Origin of the sequence: Aminobacter sp. J44 (assembly GCF_007829415.1) — a bacterium.
Taxonomy (GTDB): domain Bacteria; phylum Pseudomonadota; class Alphaproteobacteria; order Rhizobiales; family Rhizobiaceae; genus Aerobium.
In genome coordinates this window covers 1-16,742 of sequence record NZ_VLJG01000035.1, presented here as the reverse complement: position 1 = coordinate 16,742, position 16,742 = coordinate 1, and the positions used below count along the sequence as shown (strand labels likewise).

The following is a 16,742-nucleotide window of genomic DNA, read 5'->3' as shown; positions in this document are numbered from 1 at the left end:
CATGGGCTTCAGGAAGGCCGAATGGCCGCGCAAGCTGCGCTCGGCGGAATGGTTCGGTGGCACCAGCCGCGACCACATCTACCATCGCTCCTGGATGAAGAACCAGGGATTGCCGGCCGACCTGTTCGACGGCCGCCCGGTGATCGGCATCTGCAACACCTGGTCGGAGCTGACGCCGTGCAACGCGCACCTGCGCGACCTTGCCCAGCGCGTCAAGAACGGCATCTACGAGGCAGGCGGCCTGCCGCTCGAGTTCCCGGTATTCTCCACCGGCGAAAGCGCGCTGCGCCCGACGGCGATGATGTACCGCAACCTCGCCGCTATGGACGTCGAGGAGGCGCTGCGCGCCAACCCGCTCGACGGCGTGGTGCTGATGGTCGGCTGCGACAAGACCACGCCGGCGCTGCTGATGGGAGCGGCCAGCGTCGACATTCCGGCGATCGTCGTCTCCGGCGGGCCGATGCTGAACGGCTGGTTCCGCGGTGAGCGGGTCGGCTCCGGCACCGCGCTCTGGCAGATGAGCGAGGCGGTCAAGGCCGGCACCATGACCCGCGACGAATTCCTTGAGGCCGAGCAGGCGATGTCGCGCAGTCCCGGCTCCTGCAACACCATGGGCACTGCTTCCACCATGGCGTCGATGGCCGAAGCGCTCGGCATGGCGCTGTCGGGCAACGCCGCGATCCCCGCCGTCGATTCCCGCCGCCGCGTGATGGCGCAGCTGACCGGCCGGCGCATCGTGCAGATGGTCAAGGACGACCTGAAGCCTTCCGACATCCTCACGCGCGAGGCGTTCGAGAACGCGATCCGCGTCAACGGCGCGATCGGCGGCTCGACCAATGCGGTCATTCACCTCCTCGCGCTTGCCGGGCGCGTCGGCATTGACCTCACCCTCGACGACTGGGACCGGCTCGGCCGCGACTCGCCGACCATCGTCAACCTGATGCCGTCGGGCAAATACCTGATGGAGGAGTTCTTCTACGCGGGCGGGCTGCCGGTCGTCATCAAGCGGCTGGCGGAGGCGGGGCTTCTTCACCGCGACGCGCTCACCGTCTCCGGCGCCTCGGTCTGGGAAGAGGTGAAGGACGTCCGCAACTGGAACGAGGATGTCATCCTGCCGACCGAACGGGCGCTCACCTCACATGGCGGCATCGCCGTGCTGAAAGGCAACCTTGCCCCTAACGGCGCGGTGCTGAAACCCTCGGCGGCAAGCCCGCATTTGATGCAGCATCGCGGCCGCGCCGTCGTGTTCGAGGACATCGACGACTACAAGGCGCGCATCAACGATGAGGCGCTCGACATCGACGAAACCTGCATCATGGTGATGAAGAATTGCGGGCCGCGCGGCTATCCCGGCATGGCCGAGGTCGGCAATATGGGCCTGCCGCCGAAGATTTTGCGCAAGGGCATCACCGACATGGTCCGCATCTCCGACGCGCGCATGTCCGGCACGGCCTACGGCACCGTGGTGCTGCACACTTCGCCGGAGGCCGCCGTCGGCGGTCCGCTCGCGATCGTCAGGACCGGCGACTTCATCGAGCTCGACGTGCCGAACCGGCGCCTCCACCTGGACGTTTCGGACGAGGAGATCGCCGCACGCCTCGCCGCCTGGACGCCGCCGGTCAGGCGGCCGGAGAGCGGCTATGCGCGGCTCTTCCACGACCACGTGCAAGGGGCGGACACCGGCGCCGACTTCGACTTCCTCAAGGGCCGCCGCGGCAAGGACGTTCCCCGTGACAGTCACTGACATCGCCATCGTCGGCGTCGGCAAGATCGCGCGCGACCAGCACGTGCCGGCGATCTCCGGCAATACCAGCTTTCGGCTGGCGGCCACCGTCAGCGCGCATTCCTGCCTCGACGGCATCGAGAATTTTCCGACGCTGGACCAGTTGCTGGCCGCGCGGGCGGACATCGCGGCGCTGGCGCTCTGCATGCCGCCGCAGGCGCGCTACGAGGCAGCGGCAAAGGCAATCGCCGCCGGCCGCCACGTCCTCCTCGAAAAGCCGCCGGGCGCGACCATCGCCGAGGTCGAGGCGCTGGTGAGGATGGCCGAGGCGCGGAACGTTGCGCTGTTCGCCACCTGGCATTCGCGCTTTGCCGGCGCGGTCGAGCCCGCGCGGCTGTGGCTCAGGGACAAGAGAGTGCGGCACGTCTCGGTCGTCTGGAAGGAGGACGTGCGCCGCTGGCATCCCGGCCAGGCGTGGATCTGGCAGCCGGGCGGGCTTGGTGTGTTCGACCCTGGCATCAACGCGCTGTCGATCGTCACGCGCATCCTGCCCGCGCCGTTCCATCTCGTCTCCTCGACGCTCGAATTTCCCGACGGGCGTGAGGCGCCGATCGCGGCAAAACTGCGCTTTGCGGGGAAGGGGGGCTTCGCGGTCGAGGCCGATTTCGACTGGCGCCAGACCGGCCCGCAGACCTGGGACATCGAGGTCGAAACCGACGCCGGGACGCTGCTTCTGAAGTCCGGCGGCGCCGAGATGCACATTGACGGGCGCGAAACGCAGCAATGGGGCGACGTCGAATATTCGGCCATCTACCGCCGCTTCGCCGAACTGATCGCCACCCGCTCGATCGACGCCGACCTTTCGCCGCTCACCCACGTCGCCGACGCCTTCATGCTGGGTCGGCGGGTGACCGGGGAGGCGTTCGAGGAGTAGGGGAAAGCAGGCGCATACGATCGGGGACAGATAGCCAACGCGCTTTCGCCAACCGTCTCTCCGGCCATCCCTGCCTCGCCAGACTTTCTGCCCGGCACGAAGCTCGTCCTCCTCATTCTACGGCTTGACCGTGGCATCTATGCCAGAGTGCTGCAGGTAAGACCCATCGCCGTGACAGTCGCAGGGCCCGGATCCTCCCCCATTTTATGGGGGAGGTGGCGCGAAGCGCCGGAGGGGGCTCGTAGGGCGCCGGCGCACAACTGTCTGGCAAAGAACAGGGGCCGAGTGTGGCCGGATCATGTGAAGGTGATCACCACCCTTCTTACCCCCTCACTTCTCCCAATTGTGCGGGTTGGCGTGGCGGACGAGGCGGGCCTGGCAACCAGGGCACAGCTCGTATTCGGCATCGAGCCGGGTCGAGCCGCCGACGGCGGCAATGTTGACCCGCACCCACCGATACCTGTCGATCTCCTTCGTCTCGATCTCAGCCCTGCATCCGTCGCAGGTCCAGGCCGGCGGCTCCATTCCCAATTCCTCGTGTCTGCCTCTGTTTTCGAGATAGCACGCGAGGCGCCGAAGAAAAGGCGCAACCCTTCATTAACGATAAAAAAAACCAGTTAATTCAGAGCCTTGTGCCAAACTGGCAATGTTGGTGACCGGCTTTCGGACAGCTGTCCCTAACCGGCACGCACCTTGTTCGGGGTTTTTCCCCGGTGCGCGCGCATCATGTGGGTGAGGTGGCTCTGGCTGGAAAATCCGCTGAGGAACGCGACCTCGGGAATCGGCGTGTCCGTCTCGCGCAACAGCCGCTCGGCATGCTCGAGCCGAAGCTCCAGCACGTAGCGGTGCGGCGGCAGGCCGAAGGTCCTGGCAAAGGCTTCCGAAAAATGGCCGGAGGAGAGGCCGCAGAGCGCGGCAAGTTCGGGGATCGTCACCTTGCGGCGGAAATTTTCCTGCAAATAGGCTTTTACGCGACCAGTCGCGCTGGCCGAGAGCGACGCGCGCACCCGCCGTTTCGGGCCGTTGAGGTTCGAATAGGTCCGCAGCGCATGCAGGCCCATCAGCGTCACCAGCGATTCCAGAAACAGCTCGTTGCTGCCCGCCGGCGCCTGCAGTTCGTCCTTCAGCAGCGTCGCGAGCTTGAACGCGACCTTGTCGAGCACCGGATAGGTGGGCGAAAGTTCAATGTCGCTGCGCCCGAATTCCTCGGCCGCGAGTTCCTTCAGCCGGCAAGGCTCGATCGCCACCACGACATTTTCGAGCTCGGCGCCCCAGCTCGCCCGGCAGGCAACGCTTGCCGGCACCACCGAAACCATGCCGGCGGTCACATTGGTCGTGCGCGGCTCGTCGTCGCCGAGCGCGAGCCGCAGGCGCTGGATCGGCGACAGCAGCACCAGCAGCCAGTGGTTTTCCGGTGCGAATTCCTGGGCCGAAGGCGAACGAAAGGAATAGAGGGCACCGCCGCGGCGGGTAAGTCTGTGTTGCCCGGAATCCTTCGGCCACGGATCAAACGGCGTGGCTTTGTCGAAGTGTCCGTGCATTCAGACCAGATACCCCATACTCAACAACTTGCAGGTGCGGCCCGGCATCGACGGCGCAAGGGCCCCGGCGGAAATCGTTCTACAACCTGCGATCGTTCCGGGCGCGAGATCAGCAACCGGTTAGTGAGCCCGGGTTACCAATTTCTTAACGCGGGCTTCCCTTACGGAACCGCAATTAATGTGGCCGGAAACGATCCACAGTTTCCTTAGACCGAGGCAACTTCCGCGTTAGCCGCGCAAATCGTCGCGGCTTCGGGAGGACGCGGCATGGGCGGATGGGGAGGTTGCCGCACCTGTCGTAGCGGCAGGTCCGCGAGTGCAATGTCTGGGAAGGAAGGCGCCGGTCACGCCGATGGGGGCCAGCTGTGAGCTGTTCGGCGTGACCGGCAACGGCGAGCGGATGACGGAGCGGGTGGGGTCTCCGTCATGTTCAGTGCTCGCCGTCATGCTGGCCGGGCGGATTGGGGTGCCACCCGGCCATATGACGGTTGTGTTTTCTTGTAATTGCCCCGAAGGGGTGATGGTGCGCAGCCCCGGCCTGCGGCAATTGCGAGAGCCGGCTGATGCTGCACTGATACGACTGGCAGGCTGCTGAGGCGGTGCCCCGCGCGTTTGGCCCGGTGCGGGTGAACACTCCCCCTCATGACGCCCCCCTTTGCGACACATGCCTCAACGGGGGCCGCTCACGACTGCCCTTTCCTCCCGAGTGAGGTGTGTCGAACCAGATTTTCCAGGAAGATTAACATCATGACTGACGGCAAAACGTCTTTCAGGATGCACGGATTTTTGCGTGATCCACTGAAAAAGATGCAACAGTAATCGTTGTACAAAAGGCGATCGTGCCGGAATGAAGCGGCGCCCGCGGATCCGCCCCAATTTTTAGCCACGACTTGTTGCGCCAGTGATCTGCGAGCTCCCTCCGGCGCTTCGCGCCACCTCCCCCATTCATGGGAGAGGGGGACCGCCGAAGGCGGTGGAGAGGGCGTAGATCGCAAACGTCGCGGGTAGGGAGAGCCCTATTCCGCCGCGATCGACCAGGGCAGCAGCTGGCCGCCCTGGAAGACGACGACGTCCTCGCCGTCGACCGGCACGGAGGCGAGGGCCATCGAGGGCTTCTTCACCAGCGTGATCGTGCCCGCGTTGGGCTCAAGCCCATGGAAGCGGGCCCCGTTGAACGACGCGAACGCCTCGAACTTGTCCAGCGCGCCTTCCTCGTCGAACACCTGCACATAGGTCTGCAGCGCGGTCGCGCCGGAAAAGATGCCGGCCGAGCAGCATTCAGCCTGCTTGTTCTTGCGCGGGTGCGGCGCGGTGTCGGTGCCGAGCATGAAGCAGCTGTCGCCCGAGGTCGCCGCCTGTCGCAGGACAAGGCGATGCTTCTCGCGCTTGGCGACGGGCAGGCAGTAGAGGTGCGGGCGCAAGCCGCCCTGGAAGATCGAGGTGCGGTTGATGACGAGGTGGTGCGCGGTGATCGTGCAGGCCGCGCGTGCCTGATGCTCGCGCACGATGTCGAGCGTTTCCATCGTGGTCGCGTGCTCGATGACCACTTTCAGGCCCGGATGACGCTGCAAGAGCGGCAGCAGGCTCTGTTCCATGAAGACTTGCTCGCGGTCAAAAATGTCGACTTCCGGATCGACCGCCTCGCCATGCACCAGCACTGCCATGCCGATCTTTTCCATGCGCTCGAACACCGGCGCGAGTGCGGGAATGTCGGTGACGCCGAAATGCGCGTTGGTGGTGGCGCCAGCCGGATAGAGCTTTGCCGCCAGCCACACGCCGTCGCGATAGCCGCGCTCGATCTCGTCCGGGTCGGTGTGGTCGGTAAGGTAGCAGGTCATCAGCGGCGTGAAGTCCGCGCCCTCAGGCAGCGCCGCGAGGATGCGCTCGCGATAGGCGGCGGCCGCGTCCACCGTCGTCACCGGAGGGGTGAGATTCGGCATGATGATGCCGCGCGCGAACTGCGCCACGGTATAGGGCAGCACCGCCTTCATCATCTCGCCGTCGCGCACGTGGACGTGCCAGTCGTCCGGGCGGCGGATCGTGATCGATTCCGGCTGCGGGGAGGTGGCGGAGCTGCTGTCGAAGAGTTCGGAAACGCTCATGGCAAAAATCCCCGGCTGGTCGGCAAATCACTGCCAGCTGTAAGACCACCATCCGGGCCGGGGTTCAAGGGTTGATGCGCGCGAGAGGGGCGGATCAGGCGCGGCGGGTGAAGGCAAGGCAGCCTGCAAGCGCCGGGGTGGAACTGACGAGAGCCGCGCCGCCGCGATAGAGCGCGAGCATGCCCGGCAGCGGCACGTCGCTGATGCCCCAGACAGCGCCGCTCGCATCGCTCCAGCGAAGGCTGCCGCCAGCATTCATCAGGGCCGCCATCTTCTCGTCCTCGCTGACGCCGCTGCGGAAGACGACGATCATCTCCTGCGGGCCGGTCAGCGCAGGGCCGAGGCCGGCTGCAAGGCCCGAGGCCATCAGCAATGCGAGCACCGATGCGGCAAGGGGCCGTCCGCTGCCGCCGCGCGGCAGGCACCAGCCGATCATGAGCGGCAGGGGGCCAAACACCGCCAGCCAGCCGAGGTCCCAAAGGAGCGGGTCGTCGATGTCCATGCGGATGCGGTGGATGCCGAGGAGCCAGTGCGACAGAAGAGCGTCGACGACGTGCCAGGCGCCGAAGCCGAAGAGCGCGAGTTTCAGGACCGGAGTGCGGTCGAACGCGCCCTGTCCCTTCCGCGCCCGCACGACAAGCGCGGTGCCGATGATGGCGACGACATACATGAGGAGATGGAAGATGCCGTCCGCCAGCACCTGCAGCGGAAGGTTGGGGTTCGCCGGATCGTCGAGGCCGGAGAGGAGGTGGTGCCACTGCAGCACCTGATGCAGCAAAATGCCGTCGAAGAAACCGCCGAGGGCAAAGCCGATCATCAGCCAGCCAATGATGACGCGCCGGTCAGCTCCTTCCATCACTCAACCTCCGTTCCGGCTGCGATGCAGCCTCTGATGGCAATTTCCGGAATGAACCCGGAACAATTTGCGGCGCCCGCGGTTCGGTCCGCGTTCCCGCCTCCCAAGGGTCCCCTTGGCGCCCTCCAAGTGGTCCCCCCTTGATGGCCCCAAGTTGTCCCATGACCCCAACTGGCCGGTCCCTTCGGGCCGGTCCTTTTTTTGCGGTCAGCCGGCGACATCATCCGTCACCTCGATATGAATCGAGCGGCGCCCCAGCGGCTCCTTTGCCGGGCCTGTCAGCACGTTGCCAGCCTGGTCGAAGCGCGAGCCGTGGCAGGGGCAGTCCCAGGTGCGGTCGATGCCGTTCCAGTCGACGACGCAGCCCATATGCGTGCAGATGGCGCTAAGCGCGACGACCTCGCCGGACGCCTCGCGTCGCACGGCAAGCTTCTCGCCGCCATGCGAGACGACCGCGCCCTCGCCGGGCTCGATCTCGCGCAGCTCAACCGTCTTGCGGCCGAGCACCCGGTCGCCGACGAGATGCATGCCGGCCTTCATGTTTTCCTTCACGAACTCGCCACCGCCGGCGATCGGCTTGTGGCGGGTGGAATCGTAGAGGGAAAGCGCGGGATGCTCCTCGCCGCGCACGCAGCAGGCAAGGATTTCGCCAGCAACCGCCCCTTGGGTGATGCCCCAGGCGGCAAAGCCGGTGGCAACCAGCAGTCGCGGATGGTCGCTGGCGGCGGGACCGATGAAGGCCGCGCCGTCCATCGGCCGGAAATCCTCGTTGGTCCACAAATGCGTCGGCTCGCGGATGTTGAGATGCTCGGCAAGGAACCACAGCAGGTCCTCGGTCGCTTCCAGCAGTTCGTCCGGCTCGCCGGGGCGGAACTCGGCGCCCGAGACGATGACATAGGTTTCCTCGCCGATTTCGACCGTCCGCAAGGAGCGGCGCGGCTCGCTGATATTGATGAACATGCCGTCGATGACGACGCCGTCGGGCAGCGGGGCCGCGGCCACCACATGCGCGAACGGATAGGCCTTGGCGAAGAAGTGGCCTTCCGGGATGACCGGCTGCTGCGTGGTCACCACCACATGCGCGGCGCGTACCTCGTGGCCGTTCACCTGCAGCACGCAGGGGCAGCCATAGTCGATCGCCGTGACGCGCGATTCCTCGTAGAAGTCGATCTGGTCGCGCAGCAGCGCGGCGAGCCCCTGCAAATAGCCGAACGGGTCGAACTGGCCCTGGTCGGGAAATTTTAACGCCGCGAGCGCCTCGACCGGCGCCTTGACCAGGTCGACCATGGAGGCATCGATGCCGGCATCGCGAGCGGCCTTCTCCTCGCGGCGCAGCTCTTCGACCTCCTCGTCGGTCTCGGCATAGACGTAGGCGTCGCGGCTTTCGAAGTTGGCCGCCTCGCCGATCATACCGGAGATTTCCTCGATGCGGCGCAGCGCCTGCTCGTTGCAGCGCGCGTGGATCTTCGCCTGTTCGGCGCCGAATTTCTGCTCGATCGTCTGGTAGCAGAGGCCGTGCTGCGAGGTGACCTTGGCGGTGGAGCGGCCGGTCGCCYGCCCGCCGATCGTCTTGCCCTCGAACACCGCCACCTTGAGGCCGCGGTTGCGCAGATGGAAGGCGCAGTGCATGCCCGCCATGCCGGCGCCGACAATGGCGACGTCGACCTCGAGCGGGCCTTCGAGCGCGGGATAGTCGTGCATCGGCTGCGCGCCGTCGAGCCAGAACACGTTGCTGAAGGCGGGAAAAACGAGTCTCATCGCTGGCTTCCTTCCGGTCGATCGTGAAGACGGCCGGAACCGAACGCGCTGCGTGACGACGCCTCGAGTTCGCGAAGGCCGAAGGCGAGGCACCCGCCCCAGACGAGATGCACGGCGAGCATCAAGAGGTTGCGCCCGGCCGGATGCCGTGTGGCTGGCTTGAGGATGTTCGCGGCCGGGATCCAGCCGAGATAGCTCGCGGCCCAGACGGCCGGGCCGTAGAAGAGGCCGGGAACGCCGCGCGGCAGTGCGCCGAAGATCGCGCCGGTGACGGCGCCGTAGCCGAAATGGGTGAGGATGGTGGCGATGCCGGCCGCGCGGCCTTCGACAGGCAGCGTCGTTTCGGTTATCTCGCGCGGCGGTAGCGGATAGCGGTCATGCGGCTCAAGCCTTGCATGCAGCGCGCGCATTGCCGCCGTCATCGCCATCGTCGCGCAAAAGCCGGCCACCGCGCCAAGGACGATGCGGCCGAGCGCCTCCTCGCCGGCCAGGCGGTCCCCCGCGGCACCGTTGCCCCTTGAGGCGGCCTCGTTCCTCATGCCGAACCCTTCGGATCGTCGCGGTCGGGGGCGAGCGAGCCATCCTGGCTTTCGCCCGCATCATTGTCGCTCTTGGCGGGTTCGCCAGCCGTCCGGCCGGGGGCGTCGTGCGCGCTGCCGGTAGGGCCTTCGTCCTCTGTTTGATCTGAAGAACTCAGAGCACTCTCGCCGGAACTCCCGGAGCCCTGATCGGGAAAATTGGGATGCACCGCACCGGAGGGCCGCTGAAAGCCGTCGCCTGCAACCGGCGCTGCTTCGCCCGGCGTTCCTTCCGGAATGGCGGCGTCGCGGTCCGGAACGAGGGAGGGATTATCGGCGAGCGGCCCACGCCCGTCATTTTCGTGGCGCTTTTCCCACGGCTCGCGCTCGCGTTTCGTGGTCTGGGGCGGCCTGTCATTGCCGGTCATCTTCGCCTCCGTTGCGGGGATCATCCTTCTCCCAACAACACGCGAGGCCGGGAATTGTTCGGCCGGAACGTGGAGCGTGTTTTCGCCGTGGCGCTTGTGAATGCCGACCTGCTTGAATCGTCCTGCCGGCAGCGAGGCTGCAGGCGGAACGATAAAGCCTCAGCGGGGTCCGGAACACGCACCGGATCCACCTCCACGGTTCCACTTCGCCGGTAGTGCTGCCCAGTTATGCACGCCGGACATAAAAGGCACGGCCCGGATCCTCCCCCGCAACGCGGGGATCCGCGGCGTACGGTTTGGCTATGGGCAGCAGATATACAGCGGAACATCAGCGGGATGTTGCGGTTGGGCCCGGTCCACAAGGCCCACCCAGAAGGAGAACCCGATGTTCTATACCGACAACAAGCTGCAGTTTCCCGTGCGGGTCGAAAAACCCGATCCGCGCTTTGCCCGGGCGCTGCAGCAGGCTATCGGCGGTGTCGAAGGCGAGATCCGCGTTGCGATGCAGTACCTGTTCCAGGCGTGGGGCGCGCGCGGCGACCCGAAATTCCGCCAGCTGCTCCTGAACACCGGGGCGGAGGAGATCGGCCATATCGAGATGCTCGCGACGGCCGTTGCCCTCAACCTCGAAGGCGCGCCACTGTCGCTGCAGGAGGAGGTGTCGGGCGATCCGGTCGGCGGCGCCGTGCTCAACGGCATCAACCTGAAGAACATGCTGTCGTCGGGCCTGTCGGCGATGCCGGTGGACTCCGACGGCGTTCCGTTCGACATGTCGCACATCTATGCGAGCGGCAACATCGCCGCCGACATGACCGCCAACGTGATGGCGGAGTCGACCGGCCGCGTGCTGGCCGTGCGGCTCTACAACATGACCGACGATCCGGGCATGAAGGAGATGCTGCAGTTCCTGATCGCCCGCGACACCATGCACCAGAACCAGTGGATGGCCGCGCTGGAAGAGCTCGGCGGACCGACCGAAGTGTTCCCGATCCCGAACAGCCACCCGCAGGAGGAGGAAAACCGCGACTTCTCCTACGCCTTCCTCGGCTTCCAGCAGGACGGCAGCGAGCCGCCGCAGGGCCGCTGGTCGAAGGGCGAGTCGATCGACGGCAATGGCTCGTTCTCCTCGCGGCCGATGGAGCCGCAGGGCGAGGAACCCAATCTTGGTCGCGCCAAGCCGAAGTCGGGCGCCCAGGCCGAACAGGAATAGGAGGCAGCGATGGACCGCCGGGGCTTTTTCACCTGTGCGGGCGGCGGGCTGGCGGGGACCGTGCTCGCCGCTCCCGCCTCCGCACGTACCNGAACAGGAATAGGAGGCAGCGATGGACCGCCGGGGCTTTTTCACCTGTGCGGGCGGCGGGCTGGCGGGGACCGTGCTCGCCGCTCCCGGCTCCCGTCGTCAGCACCTACATCACCGGGCTCGCGCGGGTGGCAGGCAATGCCCTGCCGCCCGCCGGCACCGAGGTGGTGCTGCAACGGGATCTTTCGGACCTGTACGATCCGCACGCGCTTTCCGTCTCGACCGCCAACGGAGAGCGTCTCGGCCGCATCCCGCCGATCCACAGCCGCATGCTCGAGCCTTTCGTTGCGGCCGGCTACAGCGCCCGCGGGTGGATCGAGCAAGGGAAGGGCGGATCGCAACTGCGCATCTCGGTTGCGCTCACGCGAGAGGCAGGGGATGCGTGACCTGCTCGATCTGCTGAAAAGCCTGATCGCCCGCCGCCGCGAGGCGGCGGGGCATCCTTCAAGCGCCGACCACTCGCATGTCGACGCGATCGTGCGGCTGCYCAAGCGCAGCCAGCCCCGCCGTACCCCGGCCCCCGCAGACGAGGCCAAGCGGCACCGCCACAGCGGCCGGCGTGACGGCGGGCGAGGATAGAAGCGGCGGGAGCAGGAACGCCATAGTTGCTCGCGCCGTGGGTCGAAAGTGGAGCGCGGTCCCGCACCTGCCTTCGCCCAGGTACGCGGGCGGCCCGCCATTGAAGAAGCGGTGCTAAGCCCAATCGCCCAGCGACGACACCCCAAATGCGCAAGCGGATGGGCCCGCAAGAACGAGTGCGCGCACGACAAACTGTCCTCGGAAACTATTATTGCCTATAACTATTGCCTGCGCTATCCGTGAAGGTGGCTGGCGCGCTTGCCGCAGGTTCGGGTTCCTTGAGGAAGCGGGATCGCAAGCGGGCGGTTGGCCGAGGAGGCAGTGGAGGTGAAGTGATGATCCCGTTTGAGGCACCGGTCGACGACATCCTGTTTTCGCTCGCCCATGTGGCGCGGGCGCAAGAAGCCGGCTGGGACCGCGAGACGGGCGAGGCGATCATCACCCATTTCGGGGAGTTCGCCGCGGAGGTGCTGGCGCCGATAAATGCGCCGGGCGACGCTGAGGGCTGCCGGCTCGAAAACGGCCGCGTCCTCATGCCGGACGGGTTTCGCGAGGCCTATCAGAAGTTGGCCGGCGACGGCTGGCTGGGGCTGACCGCGCCGGAGGAATTCGGCGGGCAGGGCGTCGACGCGCTGACCGCTGCCGCGATCACCGAAATCTTCGCCGGAGCCAACCACTCGCTGCAGATGGTGTCGGGGCTGGTGCCGGGCGCGGTCTCAACGCTCATGCACCAGGGCAGCCGCGAACAGCAGGAAGCATGGATCCCCCGGCTCATTTCCGGCGAGTTTCTGGCCACCATGTGCCTGACCGAGCCGGAAGCAGGCTCCGACCTTGCCCGCATCCGCTGCGCCGCGACGCAGGATGACAACGGCTGGCGCATCGATGGCGAAAAGACTTTCATTTCCGGCGGCGGCCAGGACATGTCGGAGAACATCCTGCATCTGGTGCTCGCCCGCACCGCGCCGATGGAGACGGGCCTGCGCGGCCTGTCGCTGTTCCTCGTGCCCGCACAGGTGGAGGGCCGCCCCAATGGCGTTGCCGTCACCCGCATCGAGGAAAAGCTCGGCCTGCACGCCTCGCCCACCTGCCAGATGCGCTTCGACAATGCGCGCGCCGAACTCGTCGGCGTCGAGGGGCAGGGGCTGGCGGCCATGTTCATCCTGATGAACCACGCCCGCATTGACGTTTCCATGCAGGGCGTTGCCCATGCCACCCGCGCCCATGCGATCGCCTCGGCCTATGCGGCAACGCGCGTGCAGGGCCGCAAGGCCGACCGCAGCCCGGCGGTGCTTTCCGACCACGCGGACGTTCGCCGCAAGCTCGACGAGCAGCGCATTCTTGCGCTCGGCGCGCGCGGCATGAGCCATGTCGCGCTGGTGGAATCGCTGCGCGGCGCGCCGGTCGAGCTGATCGACTTTCTGACGCCCATTTGCAAGATTTTCGGCACCGAGTCGGGCATTCGCGCCTCCGACCTCGGCATCCAGATTCTCGGCGGCTACGGGTATCTCACCGAATACGGCCTCTCGCAGTGCTGGCGCGATGCCCGCATCACCGCGATCTATGAGGGTGCGAACGGCATCCACGCGCTGCAGCTTGCCACCCGCGCCCTGACGCAAAAGGGCGGGGCAGGGGCCGATGCCTTCGCCGCCCTGGTCGAGCGGCTGGCGGAAGGCGCCGACTGGCTGCCTGGCGCGATCGGCGAATGGCAGGCGCGGCGCGCCGTGGTGGTTGCCTCCGACAACCCGGCCGAGCTGGCGCATGATTTCTCGCGCCTGACGATCGGCCTTTACCTGCGCGCAGTCTGGCACCGCATTGCGGCGGCCGCCGACGCGCATCCGGATGCCGATGAGCTGCGCCGTCTGGCGGCAAAGGTCGCGTCCGTCCGCCTTTAGGAGACAAGGAATCAGACGACGGCGCTCATGCCGCCGTCGACATAGATGATCTGGCCGTTGATGTAGTCTGCCGCCGGCGAGGCAAGAAACACGGCGGTGCCGGCGAGTTCCTCCGGCTTGCCCCAGCGGCGCGCGGGCGTACGCGACTTCACCCATCCGTCGAATTGCGGGTTGTTGATCAGCGCCTCGTTCATGTCGGTCAGCATGTAGCCGGGGCCGATCGCATTGGCCTGGATGCCGAGCTCGGCCCATTCGGCGGCCATTGCCTTGGTCAGCATCTTGATGCCGCCCTTGGCGACTGTGTAGGGCGCGACGGTGGCGCGGCCGAGATCGCTCATCAGCGAGCCGATATTGATGATCTTGCCGTGCCCGCGCGCCACCATGCGCCGTGCCGCCTCGCGCCCGACCAGGAAGGCGCTGGTGAGGTTGGTGTCGAGCACGCGCTGCCAGTTCTCGGTTTCCAGCTCCAGCATCGGCTTGCGGTACTGGATGCCGGCATTGTTGACGAGGATGTCGACGGCAATGCCGCGCGCGTCGAGCTCGGCAAAGGCGGCGGCGACCGCCTTTTCGTCAGTAACGTCGAAGCTCAGCATCTCGACCCGATGGCCGGCATTGCGCAGCTCTTCGGCGGCATCGGCCAGCCGCTTGGTGTTGACGCCGTTGAGCACGACGGCAGCACCCGCTTCCGCGAGCCCTTTGGCGATGGCGAAGCCCAGCCCGCGCGAGGAGCCGGTGACAAGGGCGGTGCGGCCGGAAAGGTCGAACGGGTTCTTCATGAACTAAGCTCCGAGACGCGGGAGGAAAGGTCGGGCCGCTGGAAAACGGCAGGCTGCAGCTCGGTGCCGAGGCCGGGCCCTTCCATCGGCAGGACATGGCCGTCGACGATTCTGGGCAGCTCGGTGACGAGTTCGCGATACCAGCCGGAATAGAAGGCGCGCACCGACTCCTGAATCAGCGTGTTGGGCTGCGAGAAGGAGGAATGAACCGCGGCGACATAGGCGACCGGGCCGGTGCAGTCATGCGGCGCGTAGGGGCGGTGGTAAGTATCGGCGAGCGCGGCGATCTTGCGCCCTTCGGTGAGCCCGCCGGTCCAGACGAGGTCGGTCATGACGACGCCGACGGCGCCGGCCTCCAGCATGTCCTTGTAGGGAAAGCGCGAGCCGAGCGTTTCCGAGGCGCAGATCGGCACGTGCGTCGAGGCGGCAAGTTCCTGCAGCGCGCTCACCGAATTCATACGGATCGGGTCCTCGAACCAGGTGGGATCGAAGGCCTCCAGCTCGCGACAGATGCGCTTGACGGTCGGTAGGTTCCACAGGCAGTGGAACTCGACCATGATCTGCATTTGGTCGCCGACGCGCTTGCGGATCTTTTCGAAGGGCGCGAGCGCCGCCTTCAGCTGTTCGGTGGTGATGAAGCGGCCGTCATTTTCGATCGCGGCCGGGTCGAACGGCCAGATCTTCATCGCGGAAATGCCGTTTTCGAGCAGGTTTTCGGCGAGAGCGCCGGCATCGGCCATGAAGGCTTCGAGGTCTTCGTAAGGCCCTTGCGCGGTGCCGAGGTTCCAGGTGTCGACCGGCTTGATGCGATTCGAGCGGACATAGCGGTAGCCGGCGCAGGTGTTGTAGACGGGCACGCGCTCGTGGCAGAGGCCGCCCAGCATCTGGTGCACCGGCTGGCCGCAGAGCTTGCCAAAAATGTCCCAGAGCGCGAGGTCGATGGCCGAGGCCGCGCGGTATTCGGCGCCGGTGGACGCCTGCGCCAGCGGCAGGTTGACGAGTTCGCGCGCCAGCTGCTCGATGCGCAGCGGATCCTTGCCGAGCAGGCGATGCGACAGCACGTCGTGAATATGCGCCTCGACGGCCCCCGCGCCATAAAAGGTCTCGCCAAGGCCGGTGATGCCGGCATCAGTCTCGACATGCACCCAGAGCACATTGGCGAATTCCTCGAGCCGGAAGGTGCGGATGGCGGTGATCTTCACGGATTTCTCTCCCTAGGCAGCGGCACGCTGCCGTCAGGACCCAAGGTGGCGGAAAATTTAGGAGATGTCAGGGGGGAGGGGGGAGCCGGGATGGGCGACGTGACTAAGTGCCCAGGCGAGCCTCTACGAGTTGCTCGAGCCGGCGCTGCGTCTGCTCATGAGCTTTGCCCGCGCTTCTGATGATGGTCTTGGTGATCGAGCGGAGCAGAACCGGATCGATCTTCTGCAATTCAGCTTTCTGAGTGTGGTCAAGGCCCGCGCTATCGTGCTGAAGTGCCTCGAAATAGCGATGTTCGATCTGTTCTAACAGTTCTTCCAGATCCCGCAGTTCCGCCCTCGCGATCTCTTCTGGTGAAGACGCTTTCGGCAGGGCCTCCTGGCTCCCCGCCACCTGTTCCGCGGCACGGATTTTGTCCAGCTGCTCGATGGTTTTTCTGAGCCTGCGGGAATTCCGACGTTCGTAGGCCTCGACACTGAAAGCAAGCACCAGCAGGCCGCCCAAGGTTACCCAGACAAGAGGGCTCATGGAGGAGAGATATTCCATCACTACACCCTTCCCTTTCTCGCCAGAATACCTTCGGTGAGCGAGTGCATGCTGCGCTGAACGAAATAATAACATATCACAGCGCATCCAGCCATGATCGCAACGATACCGAGTATATTCGGTTCCTGACTGAGAACTTGTTGAACCTCATCCATGGTAAGGCTCTCGGTCTTTCTTGTCAGCTCCGTTAGCAACGTTACAATGGGCGCAAATATGCCGACGGTACATAGAGCGACGGCTAAGTTCATCCACCCGTTTGACCTTTGCCGGAACTGCTCAGCCTGAAGGGCCAGGTCCTCAAGAAGCTCTTCTTTCAACGCGGCCGATCTGGCGGCGGCAGTCTCTGAACTGCCTAGAGCATCTTTTATGAACACAGAGTCGGTTTGAGGATTCACGGGATCAGTTTAGTCTGATTCACTGCTCTTGGTGATTTGCCAGGAGGGTGGTGATGACGAGGAGCTTGAGCGGGGACCTTCGCGGTCGAGTTATTGCGGCGATTGAAGATGGGGTTTCGACGCGGGAGGCGGCACGACGCTTCCGTATCGGGATCTCAACGGCCGGGGCCTGGTATCGGCGCTATCGCGAGACA

General features: G+C 65.8%; 17 protein-coding genes. 7 read left to right on the top strand and 10 right to left on the bottom strand.

Going from position 1 to position 16,742, the window contains the following annotated elements; genetic code table 11:
• Position 1 precedes the first annotated feature (1 nt).
• Positions 2 to 1,744, top strand: coding sequence for an L-arabinonate dehydratase (gene araD / locus L610_RS13715; protein ID WP_144705744.1), 1,743 nt, complete (start codon positions 2 to 4; stop codon positions 1,742 to 1,744).
• On the top strand, positions 1,731 to 2,657 hold the full coding sequence (locus L610_RS13710) for a Gfo/Idh/MocA family protein (RefSeq protein ID WP_210246018.1): 927 nt from the start codon (positions 1,731 to 1,733) through the stop codon (positions 2,655 to 2,657). The genes araD and L610_RS13710 overlap by 14 nt, the downstream gene beginning before the upstream one ends.
• Before the next feature lie 330 nt (positions 2,658 to 2,987).
• Here the strand turns inward: L610_RS13710 and L610_RS13705 are convergent, their stop codons facing one another.
• The 7 genes from L610_RS13705 to L610_RS13675 all read right to left on the bottom strand — a co-directional run bounded on the left by L610_RS13705 (position 2,988) and on the right by L610_RS13675 (position 9,860).
• On the bottom strand, positions 2,988 to 3,182 hold the full coding sequence (locus L610_RS13705; RefSeq protein ID WP_024849223.1) for a hypothetical protein: 195 nt from the start codon (positions 3,180 to 3,182) through the stop codon (positions 2,988 to 2,990).
• Positions 3,183 to 3,334: 152 nt separating this feature from the next.
• Positions 3,335 to 4,198 carry a helix-turn-helix domain-containing protein gene (locus tag L610_RS13700; RefSeq protein WP_144705740.1) on the bottom strand — a complete coding sequence of 288 codons (864 nt, stop codon included), beginning with the start codon at positions 4,196 to 4,198 and terminating at the stop codon, positions 3,335 to 3,337.
• Between the two features lie 1,016 nt (positions 4,199 to 5,214).
• Entirely contained in the window at positions 5,215 to 6,300 is a 1,086-nt protein-coding gene (gene pyrC / locus L610_RS13695; RefSeq protein ID WP_144705738.1) for a dihydroorotase, read from the bottom strand.
• Positions 6,301 to 6,394: 94 nt separating this feature from the next.
• Positions 6,395 to 7,156 (bottom strand): DUF2243 domain-containing protein, encoded by a 762-nt coding sequence (locus tag L610_RS13690; RefSeq protein WP_144705736.1) that lies wholly within the window; start codon positions 7,154 to 7,156, stop codon positions 6,395 to 6,397.
• Positions 7,157 to 7,363: 207 nt separating this feature from the next.
• Positions 7,364 to 8,914 (bottom strand): FAD-dependent oxidoreductase, encoded by a 1,551-nt coding sequence (locus tag L610_RS13685; RefSeq protein ID WP_144705734.1) that lies wholly within the window; start codon positions 8,912 to 8,914, stop codon positions 7,364 to 7,366.
• A complete protein-coding gene (locus L610_RS13680; protein WP_246659018.1) occupies positions 8,911 to 9,453 on the bottom strand; it encodes a hypothetical protein in 543 nt (180 codons plus the stop codon). The genes L610_RS13685 and L610_RS13680 overlap by 4 nt, the downstream gene beginning before the upstream one ends.
• The gene (locus tag L610_RS13675) at positions 9,450 to 9,860 is read right to left on the bottom strand and encodes a hypothetical protein (RefSeq protein WP_210246017.1); all 411 of its coding nucleotides are present in this window, start codon (positions 9,858 to 9,860) and stop codon (positions 9,450 to 9,452) included. The genes L610_RS13680 and L610_RS13675 overlap by 4 nt, the downstream gene beginning before the upstream one ends.
• A gap of 385 nt (positions 9,861 to 10,245) precedes the next feature.
• On the opposite strand from L610_RS13675, the gene L610_RS13670 reads away from it, so the two are divergent.
• From L610_RS13670 to L610_RS13655, 4 genes are all read left to right on the top strand, one after another.
• Complete coding sequence (locus L610_RS13670) at positions 10,246 to 11,070, top strand: manganese catalase family protein (protein ID WP_144705730.1); 825 nt, start codon at positions 10,246 to 10,248, stop codon at positions 11,068 to 11,070.
• Between the two features lie 137 nt (positions 11,071 to 11,207).
• Positions 11,208 to 11,546 (top strand): HIRAN domain-containing protein, encoded by a 339-nt coding sequence (locus L610_RS13665; protein ID WP_371713055.1) that lies wholly within the window; start codon positions 11,208 to 11,210, stop codon positions 11,544 to 11,546.
• Entirely contained in the window at positions 11,539 to 11,739 is a 201-nt protein-coding gene (locus tag L610_RS13660; RefSeq protein ID WP_144705726.1) for a hypothetical protein, read from the top strand. The genes L610_RS13665 and L610_RS13660 overlap by 8 nt, the downstream gene beginning before the upstream one ends.
• Positions 11,740 to 12,074: 335 nt before the next feature.
• Complete coding sequence (locus L610_RS13655; protein WP_144705724.1) at positions 12,075 to 13,631, top strand: acyl-CoA dehydrogenase family protein; 1,557 nt, start codon at positions 12,075 to 12,077, stop codon at positions 13,629 to 13,631.
• Positions 13,632 to 13,642: 11 nt separating this feature from the next.
• On the opposite strand, the gene L610_RS13650 is transcribed toward L610_RS13655, so the two are convergent.
• The 3 genes from L610_RS13650 to L610_RS13640 form a co-directional block, all read right to left on the bottom strand.
• On the bottom strand, positions 13,643 to 14,407 hold the full coding sequence (locus L610_RS13650; RefSeq protein WP_024849233.1) for an SDR family oxidoreductase: 765 nt from the start codon (positions 14,405 to 14,407) through the stop codon (positions 13,643 to 13,645).
• Complete coding sequence (locus L610_RS13645; protein WP_024849234.1) at positions 14,404 to 15,609, bottom strand: mandelate racemase/muconate lactonizing enzyme family protein; 1,206 nt, start codon at positions 15,607 to 15,609, stop codon at positions 14,404 to 14,406. Before L610_RS13645 ends, L610_RS13650 begins: the two co-directional genes overlap by 4 nt.
• A 103-nt stretch (positions 15,610 to 15,712) precedes the next feature.
• Entirely contained in the window at positions 15,713 to 16,153 is a 441-nt protein-coding gene (locus L610_RS13640) for a hypothetical protein (protein ID WP_034330583.1), read from the bottom strand.
• Positions 16,154 to 16,601: 448 nt separating this feature from the next.
• Between L610_RS13640 and L610_RS20885 the strand changes: the two genes are divergently transcribed.
• Positions 16,602 to 16,742: helix-turn-helix domain-containing protein (locus tag L610_RS20885; RefSeq protein ID WP_144705722.1), on the top strand; the 141-nt coding region annotated here is incomplete at its 3' end.

Excerpts from the sequence above, each read along its gene's own strand:
- araD (WP_144705744.1), top strand. The coding sequence starts at position 2 with ATGGGCTTCAGGAAGGCCGAATGGCCGCGCAAGCTGCGCTCGGCGGAA.
- L610_RS13705 (WP_024849223.1), bottom strand. The coding sequence starts at position 3,182 with ATGGAGCCGCCGGCCTGGACCTGCGACGGATGCAGGGCTGAGATCGAG.
- L610_RS13700 (WP_144705740.1), bottom strand. The coding sequence starts at position 4,198 with ATGCACGGACACTTCGACAAAGCCACGCCGTTTGATCCGTGGCCGAAG.
- pyrC (WP_144705738.1), bottom strand. The coding sequence starts at position 6,300 with ATGAGCGTTTCCGAACTCTTCGACAGCAGCTCCGCCACCTCCCCGCAG.
- L610_RS13690 (WP_144705736.1), bottom strand. The coding sequence starts at position 7,156 with ATGGAAGGAGCTGACCGGCGCGTCATCATTGGCTGGCTGATGATCGGC.
- L610_RS13680 (WP_246659018.1), bottom strand. The coding sequence starts at position 9,453 with ATGAGGAACGAGGCCGCCTCAAGGGGCAACGGTGCCGCGGGGGACCGC.
- L610_RS13675 (WP_210246017.1), bottom strand. The coding sequence starts at position 9,860 with ATGACCGGCAATGACAGGCCGCCCCAGACCACGAAACGCGAGCGCGAG.
- L610_RS13670 (WP_144705730.1), top strand. The coding sequence starts at position 10,246 with ATGTTCTATACCGACAACAAGCTGCAGTTTCCCGTGCGGGTCGAAAAA.
- L610_RS13655 (WP_144705724.1), top strand. The coding sequence starts at position 12,075 with ATGATCCCGTTTGAGGCACCGGTCGACGACATCCTGTTTTCGCTCGCC.
- L610_RS13650 (WP_024849233.1), bottom strand. The coding sequence starts at position 14,407 with ATGAAGAACCCGTTCGACCTTTCCGGCCGCACCGCCCTTGTCACCGGC.
- L610_RS13640 (WP_034330583.1), bottom strand. The coding sequence starts at position 16,153 with ATGGAATATCTCTCCTCCATGAGCCCTCTTGTCTGGGTAACCTTGGGC.